The sequence below is a fragment of the Planomonospora alba genome (genome assembly GCF_039534085.1).
GTDB classification, from domain to species: domain Bacteria; phylum Actinomycetota; class Actinomycetes; order Streptosporangiales; family Streptosporangiaceae; genus Planomonospora_B; species Planomonospora_B alba.
This window is the reverse complement of record NZ_BAAAUT010000020.1, coordinates 56,449-80,113: the sequence shown is the minus strand read 5'-3', so window position 1 is coordinate 80,113 and position 23,665 is coordinate 56,449. Positions and strand designations below refer to the sequence as shown.

Below are 23,665 nucleotides of genomic sequence, written 5' to 3'. Positions count from 1 at the left end.
GTGCCGGATCCCGGCCGGACCGGAGCGCGACCGGATCACCGGGACCGAGGACACAAAAAGGTGGCCGGTTGACCATAATTTTCGGGCTCGATGAGGTTTGAACTCCCTCTAACCTGAGTCGTCCCTTCCCTCTCCCGTGGAGACCCCCATGACCATGCTCGACGTTCTACTGCCGACGATGATGATGGCCAACGGCTTCTGGCAGAGCCCGTTCTTCCTGGTGCTGCTCGCCCTCGTCGCGGGCTACCTGGGCGCGAAGGCCGTGGAGCGCATCCCCTTCACGCGCCGGATCATCGAGCGGCGGGAGGCCGAGCAGGGGTGACCCCCGGCGGTGGCCGCGCGCGGATGATCTCATGAGAAGGTTGGACACATGAGCGCGCAGATTCTGGACGGCAAGGCCACCGCGGCGAGGATCAAGGCAGACCTGGCGGAGCGGGTGGCCGTGCTCAAGGAGCGGGGGATCACCCCCGGACTCGGCACCGTTCTCGTCGGCGACGACCCCGGCAGCCAGATCTACGTCGCGGGCAAGCACCGCGACTGCGCGGAGGTCGGCATCGCCTCCATCCGCAAGGACATGCCGGACAACGCCACGCAGGCGGAGGTCGAGGAGGTCATCGACGAGCTCAACGCCTCGCCGGAGTGCACCGGCTACATCGTCCAGCTCCCGCTGCCCCGGCACCTGGACACCCAGGCGCTCCTGGAGCGGATGGACCCGGCCAAGGACGCCGACGGCCTGCACCCGGTCAACCTGGGCCGCCTGGTGCACATGGTCGACGCGCCGCTGCCCTGCACGCCGCACGGGATCGTCCTGCTCCTGCAGGAGTACGGCGTGCCGACCAAGGGCGCCGAGGTCGTCGTGGTGGGCCGCGGGATCACGGTGGGCCGCTCGCTCGGCCTGCTGCTGACCCGCCGCTCGGAGAACGCCACCGTGACGCTCTGCCACACCGGCACCCAGGACCTGGCCGCCCACACCCGGCGCGCCGACATCGTCGTCGCCGCCGCGGGCGTGCCGAACCTGATCACCGCGGACATGGTCAAGCCCGGCGCCGCCGTGCTCGATGTGGGCGTCTCGCGGGTCGACGGCAGGATCGCCGGTGACGTCGCCCCCGACGTCGCGGAGGTCGCCGGCTTCCTCACCCCCAACCCCGGAGGCGTGGGCCCGATGACCCGGGCCCTGCTGCTGGCCAACGTGGTCGAGGCCGCCGAGCGGCAGGCCGCCCGGGGCTGACCCCGGACCGCCGCCCCGAGCCGGCGGGCCGGAGGCTAGGACGCCCGGCGGCCCACCGCTCCCGTCGCCGGAGACGGCTCCGGGGCGCCGGTCGTGCGCTGCGTCGGCACCACCGGGGTGGGCCTGACCAGCCCCAGGGCGACGACCTCGTTGGCCAGCCGGGTGCGCCGGTTGGTCCCCTCCGGGATGCGGAATTTCTGGTAAAGGCGGAGGAGGTGCTGCTTGACCGCCGCCTCCGTCACCACCAGATCGTCCGCGATCTCCCGCGCGGTGGCCGGGGCGACGAACGCCTCGTCCGAGAGCGCGGGCCGGCACAGGGACGTCAGCACGTCCACCTCCCGCCGGGTCAGCTCCGGCGCCGCGGCGCGGCGGAGCTCGACCTCGGGGACGAAGTCCTCGCGCGGGACCCCGCCGATCCTGGCCCGGGCGGCGCCGAAGGAGACGACGTCGCCGTCGTCGAGGACCCTCCGGGCGATCGGCCTGCCGTTCACCCGCGTGCCGTTGCGGGACAGGCCCAGGTCGACGACGTACAGATAGGGTCCGCGCCGGACGAATTCCGCGTGCAGCCGGGACACGCTCGGATCGGTGAGCCGGATGTCGACCCCTCTGCCTCGCCCGACCGTCGTGATCTCGGGGCGCAACGGGACCACCTCGCCGGTGTCCTCGATGCGTATGAACGGCCCCTCCACGGCAGTTCCTCCCCAGGTAGCCCGCCGTAACTGTTACTACAGCTCCGGCTTACCCAAACGAGGGGATGGGGAATCTCCTTTGCCAGAAGCAGAATCCTTCCTGAAATTGGTCTGGACCTCCTGAAAAGGTTTCCCCTGCTCACGGGTAGACTTCGGGCGACGATATGCGGAGGAAACACTCATGGCGGACAAGCCCACCAAAGGCCTCGCCGATGTCGTAGCCGCGTCCACAGCGCTCAGCGACATCGACGGCAAGGCCGGTCGCCTCTTCTACCGCGGATACGACATCCACGAGCTGGCCGGCCGCACCACGTTCGAAGAGATCGCCCACCTGCTGCAGTGCGGCACGCTCCCCACCCGGGAGCAGCTGGCCGCCTACGGGGCGGAGCTGGCCGCAGGGCGCACGCTCGGCGCCCTGGTGGAGGCGAACATCGCCGAGGTCGCGGCCAAGCAGGCGCCGATGGAGGCGCTGCGCACGCTGGTCTCGCTCGCCGGCGCCGACGACCCGGACAAGGACTCCAACGCGCCCGACGCGAACCGGCGCAAGGCGGCCCGCCTCACCGCGCAGCAGCCCCTGCTCGTGGCCCGCTACCACGCGGCCCGGACCGGCACGCCGGCCCCGGAGCCGGACCCGGAGCTCAGCGTCGCGGCGAACTTCCTGCTGCAGATCACCGGTCGTCCCGCGGACGCCCGCGCGGTGGAGATCTTCGACACCTGCCTCGTCCTGCACGCCGACCACACCATGAACGCCTCGACGTTCGCCGCCCGGGTCTGCGCCGCGACCCTGTCGGACATGCACTCGGCGATCGTCGCCGCGATCGGCACGCTGAAGGGCCCGCTGCACGGCGGAGCGAACGAGCAGGTCATGCGGACCCTGGAGTCGCTCGACCCGAGCGGCGTGGCGCAGGCCGTACGCGACAAGCTGGCGGCCGGCGAGAAGATCATGGGCTTCGGCCACCGGGTCTACAAGACCGAGGACCCGCGCGCCACGCACCTGCGCAAGATGTCGCAGGAACTCGCCGAGGCGTCCGGTGACGACACCTACTACCGGATGTCGAAGGAGATGGAGGAGGTCGTCTTCGAGACGAAGGGCCTCTACCCGAACGTCGACTTCTACGCCGCGACGGTCTACCACTACCTCGGCATCCCGACCGACCTGTTCACGCCGGTTTTCTCGGTCAGCCGCATGTCAGGATGGACCGCACACGTCATCGAGCAGCACGCCGACAACCGGCTGATCCGCCCGGACAGCGAGTACATCGGCGAGCGGGACCAGAAGTGGAAGCCGATCGGCGAGCGGTGAACGCGCACACGACCGAAGAACGCTGGGGGCCGTACCCGCTGGTGCTGGCGGGCGCGGTCCTCGCCGTCGCCTCAGCGGTCATGGTCGACGTCGAGTGGGGAGGCTTCTCACTCGGCGCCGTCATCATGCTGGGCGCCGTGGTACGGCTCGCCGGAGGCGGGCGGCTGGCCGTACGGAAGAAGACGACCGACGTCGTCACGCTCGCCCTGCTCGGGGCCGCGCTGATGGCCGGATCGTTGCTGCTGGAATACCCGTGGCTGATGCCGCGGTGAACGGATCGACCGCGGCGTGTCCGCGGGCAGTCGTCGGATGACCGGGTGGCCCGCGTGCCGCACAGGGCCGTCCGATAGCCTCAACGGCCAGTGAGCCTCAAAAGGACTGTCTGGCCAGTGTTAGTTCAGAAGGGGAACCACACGCATGCCCAAGATCAAGGTAGAGGGCCCGGTCGTCGAGCTTGACGGCGACGAGATGACCCGGATCATCTGGCAGTTCATCAAGGACCAGCTGATCCTTCCCTACCTCGACGTCGACCTGAAGTACTACGACCTCGGCATCGAGCACCGCGACGCCACCGACGACCAGGTGACCATCGACGCCGCCAACGCGATCAAGCAGTACGGCGTCGGCGTCAAGTGCGCCACGATCACCCCGGACGAGGCCCGCGTCGAGGAGTTCGGCCTCAAGAAGATGTGGAAGTCCCCGAACGGGACCATCCGCAACATCCTCGGCGGCGTCATCTTCCGCGAGCCGATCATCATGTCCAACGTGCCGCGGCTCGTGCCCGGCTGGACCAAGCCGATCGTCGTCGGCCGTCACGCCTTCGGCGACCAGTACCGCGCCACCGACCTGAAGATCCCGGGCGAGGGCACCCTGACCCTCACCTTCACGCCGAAGGACGGCTCCGAGCCGATCGAGCTCAACGTCTTCGACTTCCCGGGCTCCGGCGTCGCGATGGCGATGTACAACCTGGACGAGTCCATCCGCGACTTCGCCCGCGCCTCCATGCGGTACGGCCTGGCCCGCAACTACCCGGTCTACCTGTCGACGAAGAACACGATCATGAAGGCCTACGACGGGCGCTTCAAGGACATCTTCGCCGAGGTCTACGAGACCGAGTTCAAGAAGGAGTTCGAGGAGGCCGGCCTCACCTACGAGCACCGCCTCATCGACGACATGGTCGCCTCGGCCCTGAAGTGGGAGGGCGGCTACGTCTGGGCCTGCAAGAACTACGACGGCGACGTGCAGTCCGACACCGTCGCGCAGGGCTTCGGCTCGCTCGGCCTTATGACCTCGGTCCTGATGACCCCCGACGGCCGGACCGTCGAGGCCGAGGCCGCGCACGGCACCGTGACCCGCCACTACCGCCAGCACCAGCAGGGCAAGCCGACCTCCACCAACCCGATCGCCTCGATCTTCGCGTGGACCCGCGGCCTCGCCCACCGCGGCAAGCTCGACAACACCCCCGCGGTGATCGAGTTCGCCGAGAAGCTGGAGCAGGTCTGCATCGAGACCGTCGAGGGCGGCCAGATGACCAAGGACCTCGCCCTGCTCGTCGGCGGCGACGCCGAGTGGCTGACCACCCAGGACTTCCTGGCGGCCCTGGACGAGAACCTGAAGCGGAAGATGGCCTGACGCTTCCTTCCCGCCGGGGGGACGGCCTGACCGCCTCCCCGGCGCGCTGAGCGCCGCGCACGCCGTACGGAGGCGCCGCGCACGCCGTACGGCGGTGCGCCGGGGCGCGCGGGGCGCCGTGCACGGGGAAAGGGCCGCCCGGACGGGCGGCCCTTTGTCGTCTCCGGGACCGGGTGGTCCCTCCCCGCCGGGTCAGGGCTCCACGGTGACCTTCCCCAGCTTGGTCAGGAAGTCGCCGTGCGCGAACCCGTTCCTGCCGTGGGTGGTCCCCTGCACGTTCCGCCACTTGCCGGCGTTCACCCCGGTGCCGTGGGTCCCGCAGCCGCCGACGGTGTAGTCGTGGTGGCCGAGGCTGTCGATGACGGCGCTGCTGCTCGACGGGCCGCTGCGGACGTTGAGGCTGCTCTGCTGGGTCCTGACCTTGTAGACGCAGTCGTCCGCGGCGGCGGGTGCCGCCGTGGCGAGGCCGAAGACGAGCGCGCCGCTCCCGGCGACGGCCGTGCCCGCGAGAACACCGGTGAATCGCTTGAGATCCATGAATCCTCTCCCTGTGTGGCGATTTGGGCGTTATGTGCAGTTTTGTCCTGATGGTGTGGGAGAAACCGGTGATGAACGCCTATCTACCGACCCTCGACAGGCCCCATGCGGAACGCCGGGCCGCACCGGACGCAGGGCCGGGCGGGCGGGCCGTCCCATGGCTCACGGCAGATATCGGATCTCGCCCGTGGAGAAGGTCAGCACCCCGTACTCCCGCACCGCACCCGGCTCGGTCCTGAGCAGGACCTCGTCCGGCGTGATCCAGTCCTGGAAGACCCAGTGGCGCCACCCGCCGTACCGGGTGACGTCGGCCCGGACCTCGCGCCCGGTGGGGATGTCGATGATCAGTGGTGCGTCGCCGTCACCCGGAGCGACCGCCCTGCTCCCGTCGGGGGAGACGCCGGAGGGCGGAGCGCCGGGCCAGTCGTCCGTGCGGACGGTCCGCAGGCGCTTCCCGCCGGGGGAGAGGAAACGCAGCTCGCTCTCGTAAGGCCCGTCCTCGCCGATCGTGACCCGGTGGACCACCGGCCCGGTCGAGGTCCAGCCGACGAGGGAGTCCCCGGGGCCGACGCGGAACCGCGACCGGCGCCCCGTACGGGGATCGACGGTCTCAACTGGCCGCCCCTCCCAGGGCTGGAAGAGCAGGCGGCGCCCGTCCGGAGTGAAGAAGAGCCGGGGACGCTTCTCCGCCGTTCCGATGTCGGGGTCGAGCGGGCCGGAGGCGGAGAGCACCCGCCCGGTCTCCAGGTCGTGGACGACCAGGCTCAGGTCCTCCTCGCGGCCGTAGGCCAGATGGCGGCCGTCCCGGCTGACGGCGAACAGGGACGGCACGGCCAGCGCCCCCGGCAGCGGCGGGTCCGGGACGGCGTCCGTGGCCAGGTGCCAACGCTCGCACGGGTCGCCGGTGCAGCCGGAGACCACGCCGGACGGCGGAGCGGCCGCGAGCGGCCGCCCGGACGGTGCGGGCGGGCCGGTCGCCGGACTCGTCGCGGGAGCACCGAAGACGGCTGACGGATCGTCCGGCGGAGCGTCCAGCACCCGGTGGATCCCGCCATCGGTGAGATCCACCATGAGGTACACGTCATCGCGCGGACTCCGCAGCACCACCCGGTCGCCGACCACGCCGTGGTAGCCCCAGCCGGGGGAGACCTCGGGCAACCGGACGAGGCGCAGCACCCGTCCCGACTCCAGGCCCCTGACGGCCAGGATGTCGGGCGGTTCCGGAAGCCGTTCGTCTCCGCCGGGATAGCGGGCACCGCGGAAGGCGTCCCGGTAGAGCCCGGCCGTGCGCCCGCCGTCCGCCGAGACGAGGGCGGTCCCCCTGCCGACGTCGGAAGACACCCCAGTGAGAAAGGCGTGCTCGGAAGCATTCCCGATGCGCGTGCCGTCCCGGTCGAACACCGTCCACGAGCGGTTCCCGTACCGCTCGTACGGACCATCCTCCGCGTCCGGCGGATCGCCGGAGCAGGGGACGCCGATGATCCTGCGGGCGTCCCGGCCCAGGTTGAGGATCTCGCAGACGCCGTCCAGCGTGGTGGTCGCGCCGGTCTCGAAGTCGGTGAGACGGACCTGCGGACGCCCGCCGAGGCGGGCCGCCGCGAAGAACCTGCCGTCCGCCGAGACGTGCAGGTCGAGCCGCTCTCCCTCGGAGACGTCGTCCAGCGACGGAGAAGCCAGGCCGACCTTCCGGCCGCTCGGCAGGTCGTGGGCGACGAAGCGCCGCTCGGCCGTGCTGAAGTAGGCGATCCGGTGACCGTCGGGGGTCACCCGGAGCGGAGGTCGGAGGGCGGGACCGTCGGGGAGCGTGATCCACATGGCCGCGTCGGAGATCTCGATCGACCGGAGTGCGCCGTTCCCCTCGACCGGCTCCGCGCCCTCGACGGACTCCCCGGACCGTACGACCAGCCGCCAGCCGGAGCAGGCGGAGGACTCGTCGGGCCCGGGGTCGTGGCGGCAGTCGTCCCGCCACGACGCGTAGCCGACGGTCACCGGGAGCGGCGGGGGCTCCCAGGGGCCGACCGGCGGCCGACCCTGTCCGGGGTCCACCAGGAGCATCAGGAGCACGCCGAGCACGACGACCGTGCCGCAGACCGCCCCGAGCCCCGGGCGGAGACGGCGGGCGAGCCGGGAACGGCCGCCAGGGACGACCGCGGCCATGGCGGCCGCGACCGGAGCGGCGGTCATCAGGGCTTCACCTTGCCGGTGGCGGACGCCAGGGCCTCCTCGGCCGGTCCGGCGTCCTGAGCCTCGGCGGTCTTCCCCGTGACCGGGTCCACCAGATGCGTCTCCCCGTCGGCGGGCTCGTCGGGGTCGAGCCTGAGCAGGGCCCGGCCGCCGTCGTCCCAGCCCAGGAACTCCGGGGCGTCGGCGTACCGGTCGAGCTCGATCCGGAGCCTCACCCGGCGCAGGGTCCTCCCCGTGGCGGAGTCAACGGTCACCGCCTCACCGCCCGCGGTGAGGACCAGCAGCCGGCGCCCGTCGGGGAAGAGCCGCACGACCGAGGCGGGATCGTACGGCACCCGCGAGCGCACGGCGCCGTCCAGGCCGACCACGGCCAGCTCGGCCTCCTTCCCCCCGGCCTCCCCGTCGGGCACGGTGACCGCCGCGAAGCCCCGGGGGCCGACGCCGAGCACCCGGCCGAGCCCCGGCACCTCCACGCTCCGGCCGCCGCCGGTGTCCACGAGGCGGACGGAACCCCGCCCGGGCCCGGTGGCGGCGAGGGCGGCGTACCGGCCGTCGGGGGAGAGCGCGGGCACCGGCAGGTCCGTGTCGGCCAGCGGGCCGGTGAGGTCGCGGCGGGCCCCGGTGCGCAGGTCGTGGTGGACCATCCGCCGGGTCCGGGCGTCCAGGTAGACGGCGTGGAAGCCGTCGCCGCTGAGCGCGAACGGCGCCGGGCGCGGCAGCGCGCCGTACCGCCCGGCGAACGCCGCGGCCTGCGGGAGCGGGAGCGGGTGGCTCCAGTCACCGGGGCCCGCCACGGGGATCAGCTCCCACACCGCGCAGCCGCGGACGGTCTGGCGGGTGCCGCACCTCGGCAGCGACGCCTCGGCGACCGGCCGCGAGGAGGTCGTGGCTTCGTCCCGGACGGTCCGTTCGGCGGTCTTCCCCGGCGGGACCGCGGCGGAGACGACGAACGCGGTGCCGAGCGCGACCGCCGCGGCGAAGGTCGCGACGGCGGTGACGGGAGCGGCCCACCAGCGCTCCGGCCCGGTGCGCGGGGCGGGGGCCCACGACCCGGTGCCCACGGCCAGGGCGACGAGCGGCACCACCCACGAGACGAGGGCGATCAGCGGCGCGAGCACCCTCGGCGGCTCCGGCGGCAGGACCGCCTGGACCGCGCACCACAGGGCGGCCACCGCGCCTCCGGCGAGCAGCACCTGCGCGGACCGGGAGCGCGCGGCCACCTCCGCCGCCACCTCGTCGGCCGGTCCCGCGGGCAGCGGCCGGGTGCGCAGCCCGCGCAGCAGGACCGGTACGGCCGCCGCCGCGGCGGCCCTGGCGGCGCTCGACGCCGGGACGGCCGCGGCGGCCGCGCCGGACGACAGGGCCCGGACCGCCCCGGCCAGGGCCAGCGCCCCCGCGACCACCGCGCTCGCGCGCCACAACCAGGCCGACCGGCGCGGGGCCGGCCGCAGGCCGAGGTCCGCACGCCCGGCGGGCCGGGCCCGCGCCAGCCGTACCTCGGCGACCACGGCCCCGGCGAACCAGCCGAGGACCGGGTAGAACGGGCTGACCGTGATGAACGGTTCGAAGGCGAGGACGGCGAGTGCCCCGAAGGTCAGGCCGAGGGCCCGCCAGCGGCGGGTGACCCGCAGGTAGGTCAGGACGCGGCCGGCGTTGGACGGGGTGAGCACGAGGCGCTGGCGGGAGGCGAAGCGGACGATCCGGCGCGGATCCATGTCGTCGGCGAGCGGCGGGACGACGACCAGCGCGACCGGGGCGAGCACGAGCGCGACCGGGGCGAGCGACAGCACGGTCCCCCTTCCGTCCGGGCCGGAAATCTAACATGATCGATTGCCGACCGGTAAGGGGGCGGGATGGTTTCCAACGAGACTCTGGCGGGGTGGGACTCCGGGGCGGGGGCGCTCACCCGCCGGGACCGGCGCAGGTTCACGATCGCGGGCTGCGCCGGCCTGGCCCTGGCCGCCGCGGGTCTTCTCCTGTGGTACTCGGGCGCGCTGGTCCCCCGGTTCCACGCGTTCCCCCACGGCCACCAGACGGGTCTCCGGGACGACGCCGCGGACCGCCCCGGATTGCCCCTCGTCCACGAGCGGCGGATCGTCGTCAACGACGGCTTCCTCCCCGTCACGGTCACGGCCGCGGCGGGGCACGGCCCGGGACTGGTCCTGGACTCCGTCACCGCCGGGGACGGCCGGCGTCTTCCGTGGGTCATCGGCGCGGGGGAGCGGCTGACGGTGGTGGTGGGCTACGCCGTCACCGACTGCGAGACGCCCGCCGAGACGATCGGCCTGCGGCTCCGGGCCGAGCGGTGGTGGGGGACGGCGGAGGCGGACGTGCCGTTCGGCGAGGACGAGCGGGAGTTCGCGGGAGTGAGGGGACCGGTCACGTCCGCCTGCGAGGACGCGGAGCACGCGGCGAGGCACCGGGAGCGGGCGCGGCGGCGCTGAGGGCGTGCCCGCACGGCGCGTGCCCTCACGGTGCCGTGGCGGCGCCGATGACGAGCCCGCGGTCGCCCGGGAGCCCGGCCACGCGGTGCATCTCGCCGCTGCGCGCGCCGACCCGGTAGAAGCCCAGGAACTCCCCGCTGGCCCGGTCGGTCATCCGGACGACGACCTCCCGGGCGTTCAGCCATCCGGCCACCTCGCAGCCGGTGGGATCGCCCAGCGCGGGCAGCGGGAACCGCCCGGTCGTCCTCCGCGACGCCGCGTCCACGATGTGCAGGACGCAGCCGGTCTTCCCCGGCGAGGCGGCGGCGGCGTGCCGGCCGGCGGGCGAGGCGGCCCAGGCGGGGTGCTCGGTGTCGAGCCAGGCCGCGGCCTTCTCGGCGGGGGTGCCCGTGCCGCCGGGCAGGTCGGCGGTCTGCCCGGTGGCGAAGTCGGTCCGCAGCCGCCGCTCGCCCAGGGCGACGGTGAAGTAGCGCCCGCTCGCGGAGACGCTGACGGACGTGCCCTTCTCGGTGTCGGCGGGGGCGAGGACCGGGGACAGGTACCGCTTCGTCCCGGTCGGCAGGTCATGGGCGACGTACCGGCGCTCCGCCGCGCTGAGATAGGCGACGCGCCGCCCGTCGCGGCTGAGGGCGGGCGCGAGCACCCAGGTGCCGGTGCCGCCGGCCCCCAGCTCGCGGGTCGCGTCCGGGACGCTCACACTGTGCTCGCAGACGCCCTGCCCGCAGGAGGCGGGGAGCGGGCCCTTCTCCGCGGTGGGGCCGCCCACCAGGTTCAGCGTCCAGCCCGCGCACAGGTACTTCCCGCTCCAGGGCGCCTCGGGCCGCTGCTGCGGGCAGCGTCCGGGGACCGCGTAGCGGATCACGAAGGCCGTGCGGGGCGCCTGCCACGCGGTGGGGGCGGCGACCGCTCCGGCGGAGCTCTCAGCGGACCCGGCGGCGGCTCCGGAGGGCGACGGCGAGGCGGAGGCGGTCAGCGGGCTCGCCGCCGACGCCCGGGAGTCGCGGTCGCCGGCGGCCAGGGCGGTGGTCCACACCTGGCCCTGCGGGGTCAGCGTGACGATGAAGGCGACCAGCAGGGTGAGGGCGGCGGCGGTCAGCAGGACCTTCCGCCGGCCGCGGCGGCGCAGGACCGTCAGGGCCCGGCCGGACAGGTCGGGGACGGACGCCTCCCCGGCCTGCGTGGCGAACCGGTTGACCAGGCGCTTGCGGTCGCCCTTGGTGAGCTCGTCGAGCGCCTCGGCGAGCTCCGACTCCACGGTCTGCGCGGGCAGGCCGAGGATGTCGGCCATCTCGGCGGGCGTCCTGCCCTCGTGCAGGCAGGCGACGGCGATGAGGCGGCGCCGGGGCGGGAGCCGTACCAGGGCGGTGGCGCCGGCGGCGGTGGGCTTGCGGAGGAAGGCCCGGTAGAGCTCGGTGTGCGCGTGCGCGGCGGGGTCCTCCCACGGGGTCGGGGGCCAGGCCAGGCCGACGGTGCGGTACGCGCGCAGGGCCAGGCGGATGGCCTGCTCGTGGCTGCCGGTCAGGAGGAGTCCGGTGCCGACGAGAGAGCGCTGATCACGCTGGACGAAGTCGCGAAAACCGATGTATCGCCTCATTGGGCCTTACTCCGCATGGTCGGGGAGATCAACGGTAGCGATCCGGACGGCCGGAGCGCCAAATCGGGACGAATTCCCGCCGGTCGGAGAGGCGGGACGCCGGACGCGCCGCCGGGGAGAGCCGCTGTCCTCCCCGCTCGCGGCACCTCGGCGCCGCGGGCGCGCCGTACGGGGTGCCGTACGGGGTCCCGCAGGGACGGCGCGGCCAGGGCGAGGTCACGTGGGGGGACGGCGCGGCCAGGGCGAGGTCACGTGGGGGTAACGGGTGGGGCCGGGTGGCCGGCGGGCCGTAAAGTCTTCCCCAACGGGAGACGGGTCGGAACGTGGGGGCGGAGATGCCGCAGATCGAGCCGCTGGGGGCGGGGGAGCCGCGCCGGCTCGGCCCGTTCCGTGTCGTCGGGAGGATCGGGGAGGGCGGCCAGGGGACCGTCTACCTGGGCGAGGACGCCGACGGGGAACGGGTGGCGATCAAACTGCTGCACGTGCGGTTCTCCGGCGACGCGATCGCCAGGTCCCGCTTCGCGCGCGAGGCGCGGGCGGCGCAGCGGGTCGCCTCGTTCTGCACGGCGGCGGTCGTGGCGGCCGACCTCGAAGGCGACGTCCCCTACATCGCCAGCGAGTACATCGAGGGCAGGTCGCTGCGGGAGGTCGTCGAGACCGACGGCCCGCTGCGGGGCGCCGCGCTGCAGCGGCTGGCGGTCGGCACGGCCACCGCGCTGACCGCGATCCACCACGCCGCGATCGTGCACCGCGACCTCAAACCCGACAACGTGCTCATGGCCGCCGACGGGCCCCGCGTGGTCGACTTCGGCATCGCCCGCATCATCGACTCCACCGGCACGATCACCAGCCGGGCCGTCGGCACGCCCGCCTACATGGCGCCGGAGCAGATCGCCGGGGACGACGTCGGCCCCTACACCGACGTGTTCGCCTGGGGGGCGACCATCGCGTTCGCCGCGACCGGGAAGACGGTCTTCGCCGGCGACTCCATCGCGGTGGTGCTGAGCCGCATCCTCACCCACGAGGTGGACGTCGGCATGATGCCGGAGCCGCTGCGCGGCACGGTGCGGGCGGCACTGGCCAAGGACCCCGCCGAGCGGCCCTCGTCCGACCAGATCCTGCTCCGCCTGCTCGGCCGTCCCGAGATGGGGGACGTCTCCCCGGCGGTGCTCACCCGCGGGGTCCAGGCCGCCAGCCCGGCGGGGGACGACCCGGCGGCGCCGGGCCCTGGCGGTGCCGGAGGGGACGCCCCGCAGGCGCGGTCCGCCGGAGCGCGGACGGAGGAGGAAGAGGCCGGGGAGGCCACCAACGTCATGCGCGTCCCCGCGCCCCGGACGAGGCCGCCGGTGCCGTCCACCGGGCCGCACGCCCCCGCCGGGGAGGCCCGCGAGCGGCGCGCACAGCCGCCGGCCCCGTTCGCGTCCCCGCCCGCCGTACGGCCCCCGGCCTCCCCGGCGCACCCCGCCCCGGCGGCCTCCCCGGCGCACCCCGCCCCGGCCGCCTCGCCGGTGCACGCCGCGCCGCCGGAGCCCGACCGGCGGGCGGCGCACCCGTCCGGGCCCGCACCGTCCCGGCCCCGTCCGGACCTGCCCGCCCACCAGGGGCACCCGCCGGCCTCCGGCTCCTCACCCGCGGGGCCCGGGCGGCCGGGCTGGCAGGAGACCCGGCCCATCGACCTCGGCGACGTCCACCCCCCGGAGCGCCGCCCGCGCCTGGGGCGCTGGATCGCCCTGGTGACGGCCGTGCTGCTGGCCGGCGGCGCGGCGACCGCCTACGCCACCGGCTGGCGCCCGCCGTTCCTCGCCGGGTCCGCGGAGCCGTCCGACGGCCCCGGGAGCCGGTCGGCCGACTCGCTCGTGGACCGGGCGGCCATGACGAAGAAGCTCACGGTCGGGATGCGCGACTTCCTGCCGGGCATCGCGCTGCGGAGCGGGGGGAGGTGGACCGGGTTCGAGGTGGACCTCGCCACCGAGATCGCCCGGGCGCTGGACGTGCCGGAGAGCGGCGTCACCTTCCGCGCCACCAGCCTGGAGGAGCGGCCGGAGCTGCTGGCGAGCGGTGAGGTGGACCTGGTCATCGCGACCTATCCGATCAAGGAGAAGGACGCGGGCAGGGTCACGTTCGCCGGGCCGTACTACCTCGCCCACACGGACGTGCTCGTCAGGGACGACTCGCCGATCGCGTCCCTGGCCGACCTGCGGGGCAGGCGGCTGTGCGCGCCGCGGGGGAGCGCCGCCGCGGACACGGTGCGCCGGGAGGCCGGTGGCGTCTCCCTGGTCTCCGCCGAGAACTACTCCCAGTGCATGGACAAGCTGGTGGCGGGGGAGGTCGACGCGGTCCCCGGCGACGACCTGCTGCTGGCCGGATACGGCAACCCCGCGCGGGAGGCGACCCCCAAGCGGGTGGTCGGCCTGAAGCTCACCGACGAGCGCTACGCGGTGGCCCTGAAGAAGGGCGACGAGCGCGCCTGCAAGGCCATCCGGGCCGTGATCACCGACCTGTACGCCAAGGGCAGGATCAAGGAGATGCTCGACGAGCACTTCCCCGGCGTCGACTTCGCCACCCGGGAGGACGGGCCGCCCGCGATGGCCGATTGCGGTTAGCCCGGCCGCGGAGGCCGGTCGCGGCAGCCGCGTCCGGCCCGGCGTGCCGGACAGGGGACCGCCGGGCGATCCCGCGGCGGCCCCGGGGCGCCGGGGGAGCCCGCTGCCGGGGTCAGCCGCGGTCGTCGCGCTCGATCCGGTCGGCGGTCTCCTCGGCCCAGTCCCGCATCATCCGCATCTGGCGGATCCCCAGGTCCAGGGCGTACCTGCCGAAACCGGACTTCCCCTCGCGGGCCTTGGCCCTGTCGAACTCCTCCAGCGCCGCCAGCTTGGCGCCGTACCTCTCGGCCTCCCCGCGGAGCAGGGCCACGGCCTCCGGCGGCTCCAGCATGGGCAGCAGGAAGGCGCGGAGCGCCCCTTCGTCGCGGACCGGCCGGAAATGCTCCGTTCCGACCAGCCACTCACGCAGCCGCCGGGAGCCCTCCTCGGTGATCGCGTAGCCCTTCCGGCCGCGCGGGCCCTCCTCCTGGACCGTCACCAGGCCGTCGGCGGCCATCTTGTTGAGCTCCGGGTAGATCTGGCTGTGCCGGGCGTGCCAGGCGTGGCTGATCGACTTCTCGAAGAGTTTCGTGAGGTCGTAACCGCTTGCCGGGCCCGAGACGGCCAGCAGGCCGAGCAGTGCCATGCGCAGGGACATGCCTCCATTCTTCCCCGCAGATTGACATGTAGAAACTGACATATCAGTATCAACACGTGGCTAGTGACATATCGACTCCCCCCTCGGCGGCCCGGTCCGGAACCGGGCCGCTCCTGTTCGCCGTGCTCGGCGGCATGCTCCTCGCGATGCTGGACCAGACGATCGTCGGCACGGCGCTGCCCCGGATCGTCCGGGAACTCGGCGGCGCCGACCTCTACACCTGGGTCGTGACCGCGTACCTGCTGACCTCCACGATCACCGTCCCGCTGTACGGCAGGCTGTCGGACACCTACGGCCGCAAGCCGCTGCTCCTGACGGGCATCGGGCTGTTCCTGGCCGGATCGGCGCTGTGCGGGGCGGCCCAGGACATGACCCAGCTCATCGCCTTCCGCGCGCTCCAGGGGCTCGGCGCCGGAGCCCTGCTCCCGCTCTCCCTGGCCCTGGTCGCCGACCTGTTCCCGCCCGGCAGGAGCGGCCGGGTGCAGGGCGCGCTCGGCGGCGTGATGGCGCTGAGCTACATCGCCGGGCCCTTCCTCGGCGGGGTCTTCACCGACACGGTCGGCTGGCGCTGGGCGTTCCTGGTCAACCTGCCCGTCGGCCTGGTCGTGGTCGCGATCGTCACGGCGCGGCTGCCGCACACGGCCGGGCAGGGCCGCGGCGCCCGCCCGGACTACCCGGGCATCGCGGTGTTCGCCGCGGCGATCGGCGCGCTGCTCGTCGGGCTCACCGAGAAGGGGACGGGCGACCACTCCTGGACCAGCGGCCCGGTGCTCTGGCCGATCCTGGCGGCCGCCGCGGGCCTGGTGGTGTTCGTCCTCGTCGAGCGGCGTGCCGCGGAGCCGGTCATCCCGCTGGAGCTGTTCCGCAACCGCACCTACGCCCTGGCCAACGCGGCCTCCTTCCTCACCGCCTTCTGCCTCTACGCCGGGGTGGTCTTCCTGCCCCGCTACTTCCAGGAGGCCCGGGGGCTCGGCGCCACCGACTCGGGGCTGCGCATCTACCCGCTCATGCTCGGCATGGTGGCGGGCAGCGTGGTCACCGGCGCCCTCATCGCGCGGTCCCGGCGCCACAAGCCCTGGCTGGTCGCCGGAACCGTGCTGATGACGGCCGGCGCGCTGCTCTGCTCAGGGATCACGGCCACCACCCCCGGCCCCGTCCTCGCCGTCTGGATGGCCCTGCTCGGCCTGGGCATGGGCCCCATGCTCTCCGGCCTGACCGTCGCGATCCAGTTCTCGGTCCCGCCGCGCTTCATCGGTACGGCCAGCGCCAACCTGACGTTCTTCCGGCAGATCGGCGGCTCCGTCGCCCTGGCCTTCGCCGGGACCCTCTACGCCTCGGTCGTGCGGGAGGAGGCCCCGCCGCACGGGCCGGCCGCCGCGCACGCCGCCGCGACGGCCACCGTCATCCCCTGGCTCGCCGCCGCCGGTGCCCTGCTCGCCCTGGTCGCGCTGGCGGCGCTGCCCGGAGGGCGGATCGGGGCACTCGCCGGAGAACCGCCGCTGACCGCGGAGTAACATCCCCAGCGTCAGAAATTCATCCTGCGAGTGGGGGAAGGTCATGGCCCAGACTCCCGTAAAGGTCACCGTCACCGGCGCCGCCGGTCAGATCGGCTACGCGCTGCTGTTCCGCATCGCGTCGGGCCAGTTGCTGGGCGCTGACGTCCCGGTCAAGCTGAGCCTGCTGGAGATCCCGCAGGCGGTCAAGGCCGCCGAGGGCACCGCGATGGAGCTCGACGACTGCGCGTTCCCGCTGCTGAGCGGCATCGAGATCACCGACGACCCGAACGTCGCGTTCGACGGCGCCAACGTCGCGCTGCTGGTGGGCGCCATGCCGCGCAAGGCGGGCATGGAGCGCGGCGACCTGCTGGAGGCCAACGGCGGCATCTTCGGCCCGCAGGGCAAGGCCATCAACGACCACGCCGCCGACGACATCCGCGTGCTCGTCGTGGGCAACCCGGCCAACACCAACGCCCTGATCGCCCAGCAGCACGCCCCGGACGTCCCGGCCGAGCGCTTCACCGCGATGACCCGTCTCGACCACAACCGGGCGATCTCCCAGCTCGCGGCCAAGCTCCAGGTCCCGGTCACCGAGATCAAGAAGATGACCATCTGGGGCAACCACTCCGCCACGCAGTACCCCGACCTGTTCCATGCCGAGGTCGGCGGCAAGATCGCCGCCGAGCTGGTGGACGACGCCTGGCTGCGCGACACCTTCATCCCGACCGTCGCCAAGCGCGGCGCCGCCATCATCGAGGCCCGGGGCGCGTCCTCGGCCGCCTCCGCGGCCAACGCGGCGATCGACCACGTCTTCGACTGGGTCAACGGCACCGAGTGGACCTCCGCGGCGATCCCGTCCGACGGCTCCTACGGCGTCCCCGAGGGCCTCATCTCCTCCTTCCCCGTCGCCTCGCGCAACGGCAGGTGGGAGATCATCCAGGGGCTGGAGATCGACGCCTTCTCCCGGGAGCGCATCGACGCCTCGGTGCGCGAGCTGGAGGAGGAGCGGGAAGCCGTCCGCTCGCTCGGCCTGATCTGACCGCAGCCCCGGCCGGAGGAGCCCCCTCCGGCGGCGGACGCCTGAGAGCCCCGGCCGTGCGGTCCGGGGCTCTTTCCGTCGTATGTCCCCCGCGATGGGCAAGACGTGGCGTGTGATGGCGAAGACGTGGCGTGTCGGTCGGCCGGGAGAACATGATCACCGCGTTCAATGATCGCTGAAGGTCGGGGGAGCGGTGTTGATGATGCGTGGTGCGGCGCGGGTCGCCGCGGGAGTGATGAGTCTCGTCCTCGCAGGGGTGCCGGGGACGGCGCCTGCGGAGGCGGGGAGGGCGGGGGCGCCCGCCCCGGCGGGGGCCGCGGCGGCGGACCCGGGCGGAGCGGACCTGTCCGTGCGGCTGAAGGCGTCGCCGCGGCGCGCCCGGCCGGGGCAGCGGCTGGTCTACCGGGTGCGGGTGCACAACGCGGGCCCGGGAGCCGCGGTGCTGCCGGTGCTCACGGTGCGGGTGCCGAAGGCGGTGCGGATCGTCCACGTCGACGTCGACGTCGCCGAGTGCCGGCCGGGCCGTACGGCGCGCGAGGTGGTCTGCGCCTCGCGCCGGGACGTCCCCGCCGGGAACGGCGGGCGGGTGGCGATCACCGGGGTGGTCCGCCCCGGCGCGCGCGGCCCGCTGCGGGCCACCGCGACGCTCTCCTCCCAGGTCGTGGACGGCGACGCGGGCGACAACTCGGCGCGCACGGTGACCCCGGTCGGCGAGGGGGCCGACCTGTCGGTCCGGCTGTCGGGGCTGCGGCGCACCGGGCGGACCGTCACGGTGGACGCGCTGGTCGGCAACCGGGGGCCGCGGACCGTCCGGGACGCACTGGTCGTCCTGCAGGCGAAGAGGGCGCGGGTCGTCTCGGTGGAGGGCGCCCGCTGCCGCTCCCGCTCCGGCTACTCCGGCTGCGCGCTGCGCGTCATGAGGCCGGGCGACCGGATCGCGCTCCGGTTCGTCCTCCGTCCGCGCGGCCGCGCGGTGGACGCCCGCGCGACCGTCTACTCGGCCGGTGCGGGCGACCGCCGCCTGCGCGACAACGCCGACCGCCTGCGGTCGTCGCGCTGAGGAAAGCGCCCGCCGCAGGCCGCGGACCGGCTCCGGGCACCGCCCCGCGCGCCCGCCGCGCGGCGGAGCCGCCCGCTCCGGCGGCCGGTGCCCGGCCGCCGGGCCGGTCAGGAGGGGCAGGCGGTCGGGGCGGGCCGCGTCTGCGCCGGACCGGACGTGGCGAACATCACCGCCGCGGCCGCGAGCAGGCTGCAGAGCAGGATGAGGCCGCCGAACATGACTTTGGCGACTGAAGGTGAAAAGCTCCACACGACCGGAGATCACACCACATAATCACCGGACGCCCATGACTTTTCGTGCGACCCGGCCGGCGGAGCCTGCGCCCCGCCCGGCGGACCCTCGTCCTGCCGTCCCCCGCTCAGCGGGGCAGGGCGGCCCAGGCGTCGGCGACGATGTCGGCCACCTGCGGGTGCTCCGGCTTCCACCCGAGCTCCCGCTGGATCTTCTCGGAGGAGGCCACCAGCACGGCCGGGTCCCCGGGGCGGCGGTCGCCGACCACGGCGGGGATCGGGTGCCCGGTGACCTCGCGGCAGACCGTCAGGACCTCCTGGACCGAGAAGCCGCTGCCGCTGCCCAGGTTGTAGACCTTGTGCTCGCCGGGGGCGCAGGCGTCCAGCGCCAGCAGGTGGGCGCGGGCCAGGTCGGCCACGTGGATGTAGTCGCGCACGCATGTCCCGTCGGGGGTCGGGTAGTCGGTGCCGAACACGTTGACGGAGTCGCGCTGCCCCAGCGCCACGGCGAGGACATTGGGAATCAGGTGGGTCTCCACGGTGTGCCGCTCCCGGTAGACCCGGCCGTCCGCGGCGGTGTACGCGCCGCCCACGTTGAAGTAGCGCAGGCTCACCGCCGCCAGGCCGTACATGCCCGCGAAGGCGGACAGCGCGGTGTCGACCGCGAGCTTGGAGGCGCCGTAGGGGTTGGTCGGGCGGGTCGGGTCGGTCTCCACGATGGGGGAGCGCTCCGGCTCGCCGTACGTGGCGGCGGTGGAGGAGAACACGATGCGGCCGACGCCGGCGGCGCGCATGGCGTCCAGCAGGGCCAGGGTGCCGCCCAGGTTGTGCGCCCAGTAGAGCCCGGGGTTCTCCATGGACTCGCCGACCAGGGACTTGGCCGCGAAGTGCAGCACGCCGTCCATGCCCTCCAGCACGCCGGCGGCGTCGGTGATCGACCCCTGGACGAAGCGGGCGCCCGGCGGCACCGCGTCGGCGTGGCCGGTGGAGAGGTCGTCGAGCACGGTGATCTCGTGGCCCGCCTCGGCGAGCTGTGCCGCGACGACGCTCCCGATGTAGCCGGCTCCCCCGGTGACCAGCAGCTTCACGAAGCCTCCTGTTTGATAGTGTTTGAAGATGTTTATTTATGTAAGCCTATCGCCAGCATATGCTGGCCCGGCCCCTGTCGGCGACAGGCGGAACGGTCGACGGCCATGACGGAGTCGGTGTCGTGAACAGTGTCCTGGCCAACATCGCGCTGGTCCTGCTCTTCGTCCTGATCGGCGGCTTCTTCGCGGGAGCCGAGATGGCCATGGTCTCCCTCAGGGAGAGCCAGGTGCGCAGGCTCGGCGCCCGGGGACGCGCCGGGGCCAGGGCGGCCAAGCTCGCCCGCGACCCCAACCGCTTCCTGTCGGCGGTGCAGATCGGCGTGACCGTGGCGACCATGCTCTCGGCCGCGTTCGGCGCCGACACCCTCGCCCAGGACCTGTCCCCCGTGCTCGCCGGCTGGGGCGTGCCGGGCGCCCTCGCGGCCCCGGCCGCCCTGGTGCTGGTGACCCTGGCGATCTCCTACTGCTCCCTGGTCCTGGGCGAACTGGTGCCCAAACGGCTGGCCCGGCAGCGGGCCGAGGGCCTCTCGCTCCTGGTGGCGCCGGTCCTCGACCGGCTGGCCGCGCTCTCCCGGCCCGTCATCTGGATGCTGTCGAAGTCCACCGACGGGGTGGTCAGGCTGCTCGGCGGCGACCCGGAGGCGGACCGGGAGGAGATCTCCACCGAGGAACTGCGGGACATGGTGGTCGGCCACCAGGAGCTCACCGAGGACGAGCGCCACCTGATCGCGGAGGTCTTCGCGGCGGGCAAGCGGCAGCTCCGCGAGGTGATGCTGCCCCGCACCGAGGTGGAGTTCATGGCCGCCGACACCCGGCTGGCCGAGGCCGCCGTCCTGGCCGCGGCCATGCCGCACTCCCGCTTCCCCGTCTACCGGGACTCCTACGACGACGTCATCGGGTTCGTGCACATCCGCGACCTGCTCGACCCGGTCCTCACCGGCTCGATCGAGCCGATCAGCGAGCTGGTGCCGATCCGGCCGGTCAAGCGGGTGCCCGCCAGCAAGCGGGTGCTGATCACGCTGTCGGAGATGCGCGCCGAGGGGCAGCACCTGGCGATCGTGGTGGACGAGTACGGCGGCACCGCCGGGATCGTCACGCTGGAGGACCTGGTCGAGGAGCTCATCGGCGACATCCGCGACGAGCACGACGTGCAGGACCGGCACGACGCGCTGCCCGCGGGGCAGGTCGAGCTCGACGGGCTGGCCAACCTCGACGACGTGGCGGAGCAGGCCGGCATCAGGCTCCCCGACGGCCCCTACGAGACGCTCGGCGGGTTCATGATGGCGACCCTGGGCCACCTGCCGGAGCTGGGGGAGCGGGTGGAGATCCCCGGCTTCGAGCTCTCGGTCGCGCAGATGGACGGGCGCAGGGTGGCGCGGGTGCGGATCGTGCGCCTCCCGGAGGAGGCCCGCAGCGATCCGGGAGCGGACTTTCCTCCCGATTCCGGCGCCACGCCCGCGGATTCCGGCGCGCCGCCCGCGCCTTCGCCCCCGAGCACTCCCGGCGCCTGACAGAATTGAAGGCATGGCCAGTCCCCGAGTCCTGTCCGGAATCCAGCCCACCGCCGACTCCTTCCACCTGGGAAATTACCTGGGTGCCGTGCGGCAGTACGTCACGATGCAGGAGGGCTACGACGCCTTCTACTGCGTCGTCGACCTGCACGCGATCACGGTGGACTACCAGCCCGAGGCGCTGCGGCGCCGCTCCAGGGTCGCCGCGGCCCAGCTGTTCGCCGTCGGCCTGGACCCCGACCGGTCCACCGTCTTCATCCAGAGCCACGTGCGCGAGCACACCGAGCTGGCCTGGGTGCTGATCTGCCTCACGGGCATGGGCGAGGCCGGGCGGATGACCCAGTTCAAGGACAAGTCGGCGAAGTACGGCGAGAGCTCCGCCGGGGTCGGCCTGTTCACCTACCCGATCCTGCAGGCGGCCGACATCCTGCTCTACCAGGCGGACAAGGTCCCGGTCGGGGCCGACCAGAAGCAGCACCTGGAGCTCACCCGCGACCTGGCGCAGCGCTTCAACCACCGCTTCGGCGAGACCTTCACGCTGCCCGAGCCGCACATCGTCAAGGGCGTCGAGAAGATCACCGACCTGCAGGACCCGACGGCCAAGATGTCGAAGTCGTCCTCCTCTCCCGGGGGCATCCTCGACCTGCTGGAGGACCCGGGCCCGCTCCGCAAGAAGATCATGCGGGCGGTCACCGACACCGGCACCGAGATCGTGTTCGACGAGGAGAACAAGCCCGGCATCGCCAACCTGCTGCGCATCCTGTCCGCGCTGACCGGCACGCCGATCCCCGAGCTGGAGACCCGCTACGCCGGGCAGGGCTACGGCACCTTCAAGAAGGACGTGGCCGAGGCCGTCGTGGAGACCTTCACGCCGATCCGGGAGCGCACGGAGAAGCTCCTCGCCGACGAGACCCAGCTCGACCGGATGCTCGCCGCCGGCGCCGCGCGGGCCCGCAAGGTGGCCGCCGAGACCATGGAGAAGGTCCGCGACCGGGCGGGCTTCCTGACCGCCTCCTGACCCCCTCCCCGGACGCGGGCCCGGCTCCGTCCGCGGGAAGAAGACAGGCTCGGTCCCCGCTCGTCCGGGTAGGGAACCGGAGTGACGGGTCTGAGGGAGCGCATCGGCGCACTGCGCGAATGGGGCGGGCATGAGGTCCGGGACGACCGGGTCAGGTGGCCGTGGCTCGACCACCTGATCCGGACCGTGCAGCGCTACCAGATGCGCTCCGGCGACCGGCTCGCCGGCGCGGTGACCTACTTCGCCTTCCTGTCCTTCTTCCCGATCATCGCGCTGGCCTTCGCCGTCTTCGGTTTCTTCCTGTCGGAGCGGCCGGGCGCCGAGCGGGCCCTCGCACAGGCCATCGACGAATACCTCCCCGGCCTCGCCACCAAGCTCCCGATCGAGCAGATCGCCGACGCCCGGGCCGGTGCCGGGCTCATCGGCCTGCTGGGACTGCTCTACGCCGGTCTCGGCGCGATCGACGCCCTGCGCGGCGCGCTCCGCGAGATCACCATGACCACCGAGCCGCCTCTCGGCTTCCTGGCCGGCAGGCTCCGCGACCTGGCCGCGCTGGTCCTGACCGGCACCACGATGGTCGCCTCGGTGCTGGTCGGCGGCTTCGCCACGCAGGCCAGCGGGATGGTGGCCGGGTGGCTGGGCCTGTCGGCCTCCCTCCTGGGCACCGGAACGGTCTGGCTGGCGGGCCTGGCGGTCAGCGTGGCCGCCGACACCGTGGTCTTCCTCATCGTCCTGGGCTGGCTGGGGCGGTCCACCCAGCCGTTCCGGGTGGTGCTGCACGGCGCGCTGCTGGGCGCGCTCGCCTTCGCCCTGCTCAAGCAACTCGCCGCGTTCCTGCTGTCGTCCACCCTGAACAACCCCCTGTACGGGGTGTTCGCGGTGATGGTCGGCCTGCTGGTCTGGATCAACTTCTCCGCCCGCGTGGTGATGTACGCCGCGGCCTGGACGGCCACCGCCGCCATGGGGCCGCCGCCCGAGCCGACCCCCGTCCCGGGCGGCGCGCCCGAAGGCTGAGACGGCGCCTTCCCTCTGCGGTGTTTCCTGTGCTCCGGTGTCTCCCCTGGTGGGGCGGTGGCTTCGGTGAGGGCTTTCACGGGCGGGCATGGTCGCGCTCTGCGGGCCGGTGGTCCGGGCGGCCGTCGCAGTCGATGCCTGGTGGGTCTTCGCCTCCGGCGTCCGGCGGGCGCGCGGGGTTGCGCTTTGCTGTACGCCGCCCGGACCACCGGCCCGCGCCGCGCTCCTCGCATTCCGCCGTACGGCGTGCGGGCCGTATGGATGCGGTCCTTTCCCGGACGACCATGCTGCCCGCCGATGCTGAAGCCACCGCTCGTGCCGGGCTGAGGGTGCCCGCCGTCGCCTTGCGGCCATCGTG

At 73.5% G+C, this 23,665-nt stretch carries 20 protein-coding genes; 13 read left to right on the top strand and 7 right to left on the bottom strand.

The window, feature by feature from the left end; translation table 11 throughout:
• The first annotated feature begins 148 nt into the window (after window positions 1-148).
• Window positions 149-322, top strand: coding sequence for a hypothetical protein (locus ABD823_RS14230; RefSeq protein ID WP_344859618.1), 174 nt, complete (start codon window positions 149-151; stop codon window positions 320-322).
• A 48-nt stretch (window positions 323-370) separates the two neighbouring features.
• Window positions 371-1,228 (top strand): bifunctional methylenetetrahydrofolate dehydrogenase/methenyltetrahydrofolate cyclohydrolase, encoded by an 858-nt coding sequence (locus ABD823_RS14225; protein ID WP_344859617.1) that lies wholly within the window; start codon window positions 371-373, stop codon window positions 1,226-1,228.
• Window positions 1,229-1,263: 35 nt separating this feature from the next.
• Here the strand turns inward: ABD823_RS14225 and ABD823_RS14220 are convergent, their stop codons facing one another.
• Entirely contained in the window at window positions 1,264-1,917 is a 654-nt protein-coding gene (locus ABD823_RS14220) for an FHA domain-containing protein (protein WP_344859615.1), read from the bottom strand.
• A 181-nt stretch (window positions 1,918-2,098) separates the two neighbouring features.
• On the opposite strand from ABD823_RS14220, the gene ABD823_RS14215 reads away from it, so the two are divergent.
• The 3 genes from ABD823_RS14215 to ABD823_RS14205 all read left to right on the top strand — a co-directional run bounded on the left by ABD823_RS14215 (window position 2,099) and on the right by ABD823_RS14205 (window position 4,852).
• Entirely contained in the window at window positions 2,099-3,220 is a 1,122-nt protein-coding gene (locus ABD823_RS14215) for a citrate/2-methylcitrate synthase (protein ID WP_344859613.1), read from the top strand.
• Complete coding sequence (locus tag ABD823_RS14210; protein WP_344859611.1) at window positions 3,217-3,492, top strand: DUF3017 domain-containing protein; 276 nt, start codon at window positions 3,217-3,219, stop codon at window positions 3,490-3,492. The genes ABD823_RS14215 and ABD823_RS14210 overlap by 4 nt, the downstream gene beginning before the upstream one ends.
• A 145-nt stretch (window positions 3,493-3,637) precedes the next feature.
• A complete protein-coding gene (locus tag ABD823_RS14205; RefSeq protein WP_344859609.1) occupies window positions 3,638-4,852 on the top strand; it encodes an NADP-dependent isocitrate dehydrogenase in 1,215 nt (404 codons plus the stop codon).
• A 192-nt stretch (window positions 4,853-5,044) separates the two neighbouring features.
• Here the strand turns inward: ABD823_RS14205 and ABD823_RS14200 are convergent, their stop codons facing one another.
• From ABD823_RS14200 to ABD823_RS14190, 3 genes are all read right to left on the bottom strand, one after another.
• A complete protein-coding gene (locus tag ABD823_RS14200; protein ID WP_344859608.1) occupies window positions 5,045-5,389 on the bottom strand; it encodes an SH3 domain-containing protein in 345 nt (114 codons plus the stop codon).
• Window positions 5,390-5,551: 162 nt separating this feature from the next.
• A complete protein-coding gene (locus ABD823_RS14195) occupies window positions 5,552-7,573 on the bottom strand; it encodes a WD40 repeat domain-containing protein (RefSeq protein ID WP_344859606.1) in 2,022 nt (673 codons plus the stop codon).
• Window positions 7,573-9,363, bottom strand: a complete 1,791-nt coding sequence (locus ABD823_RS14190; protein ID WP_344859604.1) for a hypothetical protein — start codon at window positions 9,361-9,363, stop codon at window positions 7,573-7,575. Before ABD823_RS14190 ends, ABD823_RS14195 begins: the two co-directional genes overlap by 1 nt.
• 63 nt (window positions 9,364-9,426) lie before the next feature.
• Here ABD823_RS14190 and ABD823_RS14185 point away from each other — a divergent pair, with 63 nt between their 5' ends.
• Window positions 9,427-10,017 carry a hypothetical protein gene (locus ABD823_RS14185; RefSeq protein ID WP_344859602.1) on the top strand — a complete coding sequence of 197 codons (591 nt, stop codon included), beginning with the start codon at window positions 9,427-9,429 and terminating at the stop codon, window positions 10,015-10,017.
• Between the two features lie 25 nt (window positions 10,018-10,042).
• Here the strand turns inward: ABD823_RS14185 and ABD823_RS14180 are convergent, their stop codons facing one another.
• Window positions 10,043-11,611, bottom strand: a complete 1,569-nt coding sequence (locus ABD823_RS14180; protein ID WP_344859600.1) for an RNA polymerase sigma factor — start codon at window positions 11,609-11,611, stop codon at window positions 10,043-10,045.
• Window positions 11,612-11,946: 335 nt separating this feature from the next.
• Between ABD823_RS14180 and ABD823_RS14175 the strand changes: the two genes are divergently transcribed.
• On the top strand, window positions 11,947-14,214 hold the full coding sequence (locus ABD823_RS14175; protein WP_344859598.1) for a bifunctional serine/threonine-protein kinase/glutamate ABC transporter substrate-binding protein: 2,268 nt from the start codon (window positions 11,947-11,949) through the stop codon (window positions 14,212-14,214).
• 112 nt (window positions 14,215-14,326) lie between these two features.
• On the opposite strand, the gene ABD823_RS14170 is transcribed toward ABD823_RS14175, so the two are convergent.
• Window positions 14,327-14,851 carry a PadR family transcriptional regulator gene (locus ABD823_RS14170; protein WP_344859596.1) on the bottom strand — a complete coding sequence of 175 codons (525 nt, stop codon included), beginning with the start codon at window positions 14,849-14,851 and terminating at the stop codon, window positions 14,327-14,329.
• Between the two features lie 56 nt (window positions 14,852-14,907).
• Here ABD823_RS14170 and ABD823_RS14165 point away from each other — a divergent pair, with 56 nt between their 5' ends.
• The 3 genes from ABD823_RS14165 (at window position 14,908) to ABD823_RS14155 (ending at window position 18,446) form a co-directional block, all read left to right on the top strand.
• Entirely contained in the window at window positions 14,908-16,365 is a 1,458-nt protein-coding gene (locus tag ABD823_RS14165) for an MDR family MFS transporter (RefSeq protein ID WP_344859594.1), read from the top strand.
• A gap of 43 nt (window positions 16,366-16,408) precedes the next feature.
• Entirely contained in the window at window positions 16,409-17,386 is a 978-nt protein-coding gene (locus ABD823_RS14160; protein ID WP_344859592.1) for a malate dehydrogenase, read from the top strand.
• A 235-nt stretch (window positions 17,387-17,621) separates the two neighbouring features.
• The gene (locus ABD823_RS14155) at window positions 17,622-18,446 is read left to right on the top strand and encodes a hypothetical protein (RefSeq protein ID WP_344859590.1); all 825 of its coding nucleotides are present in this window, start codon (window positions 17,622-17,624) and stop codon (window positions 18,444-18,446) included.
• A 358-nt stretch (window positions 18,447-18,804) separates the two neighbouring features.
• On the opposite strand, the gene galE is transcribed toward ABD823_RS14155, so the two are convergent.
• The gene (gene galE / locus ABD823_RS14150; protein ID WP_344859588.1) at window positions 18,805-19,764 is read right to left on the bottom strand and encodes a UDP-glucose 4-epimerase GalE; all 960 of its coding nucleotides are present in this window, start codon (window positions 19,762-19,764) and stop codon (window positions 18,805-18,807) included.
• A 122-nt stretch (window positions 19,765-19,886) separates the two neighbouring features.
• Between galE and ABD823_RS14145 the strand changes: the two genes are divergently transcribed.
• The 3 genes from ABD823_RS14145 to ABD823_RS14135 all read left to right on the top strand — a co-directional run bounded on the left by ABD823_RS14145 (window position 19,887) and on the right by ABD823_RS14135 (window position 23,307).
• A complete protein-coding gene (locus ABD823_RS14145) occupies window positions 19,887-21,275 on the top strand; it encodes a hemolysin family protein (protein WP_344859585.1) in 1,389 nt (462 codons plus the stop codon).
• A gap of 13 nt (window positions 21,276-21,288) precedes the next feature.
• The gene (gene trpS, locus ABD823_RS14140) at window positions 21,289-22,293 is read left to right on the top strand and encodes a tryptophan--tRNA ligase (protein WP_344859583.1); all 1,005 of its coding nucleotides are present in this window, start codon (window positions 21,289-21,291) and stop codon (window positions 22,291-22,293) included.
• Window positions 22,294-22,374: 81 nt separating this feature from the next.
• Window positions 22,375-23,307, top strand: a complete 933-nt coding sequence (locus ABD823_RS14135) for a YihY/virulence factor BrkB family protein (protein WP_344859581.1) — start codon at window positions 22,375-22,377, stop codon at window positions 23,305-23,307.
• The last annotated feature ends 358 nt before the right edge of the window (window positions 23,308-23,665 follow it).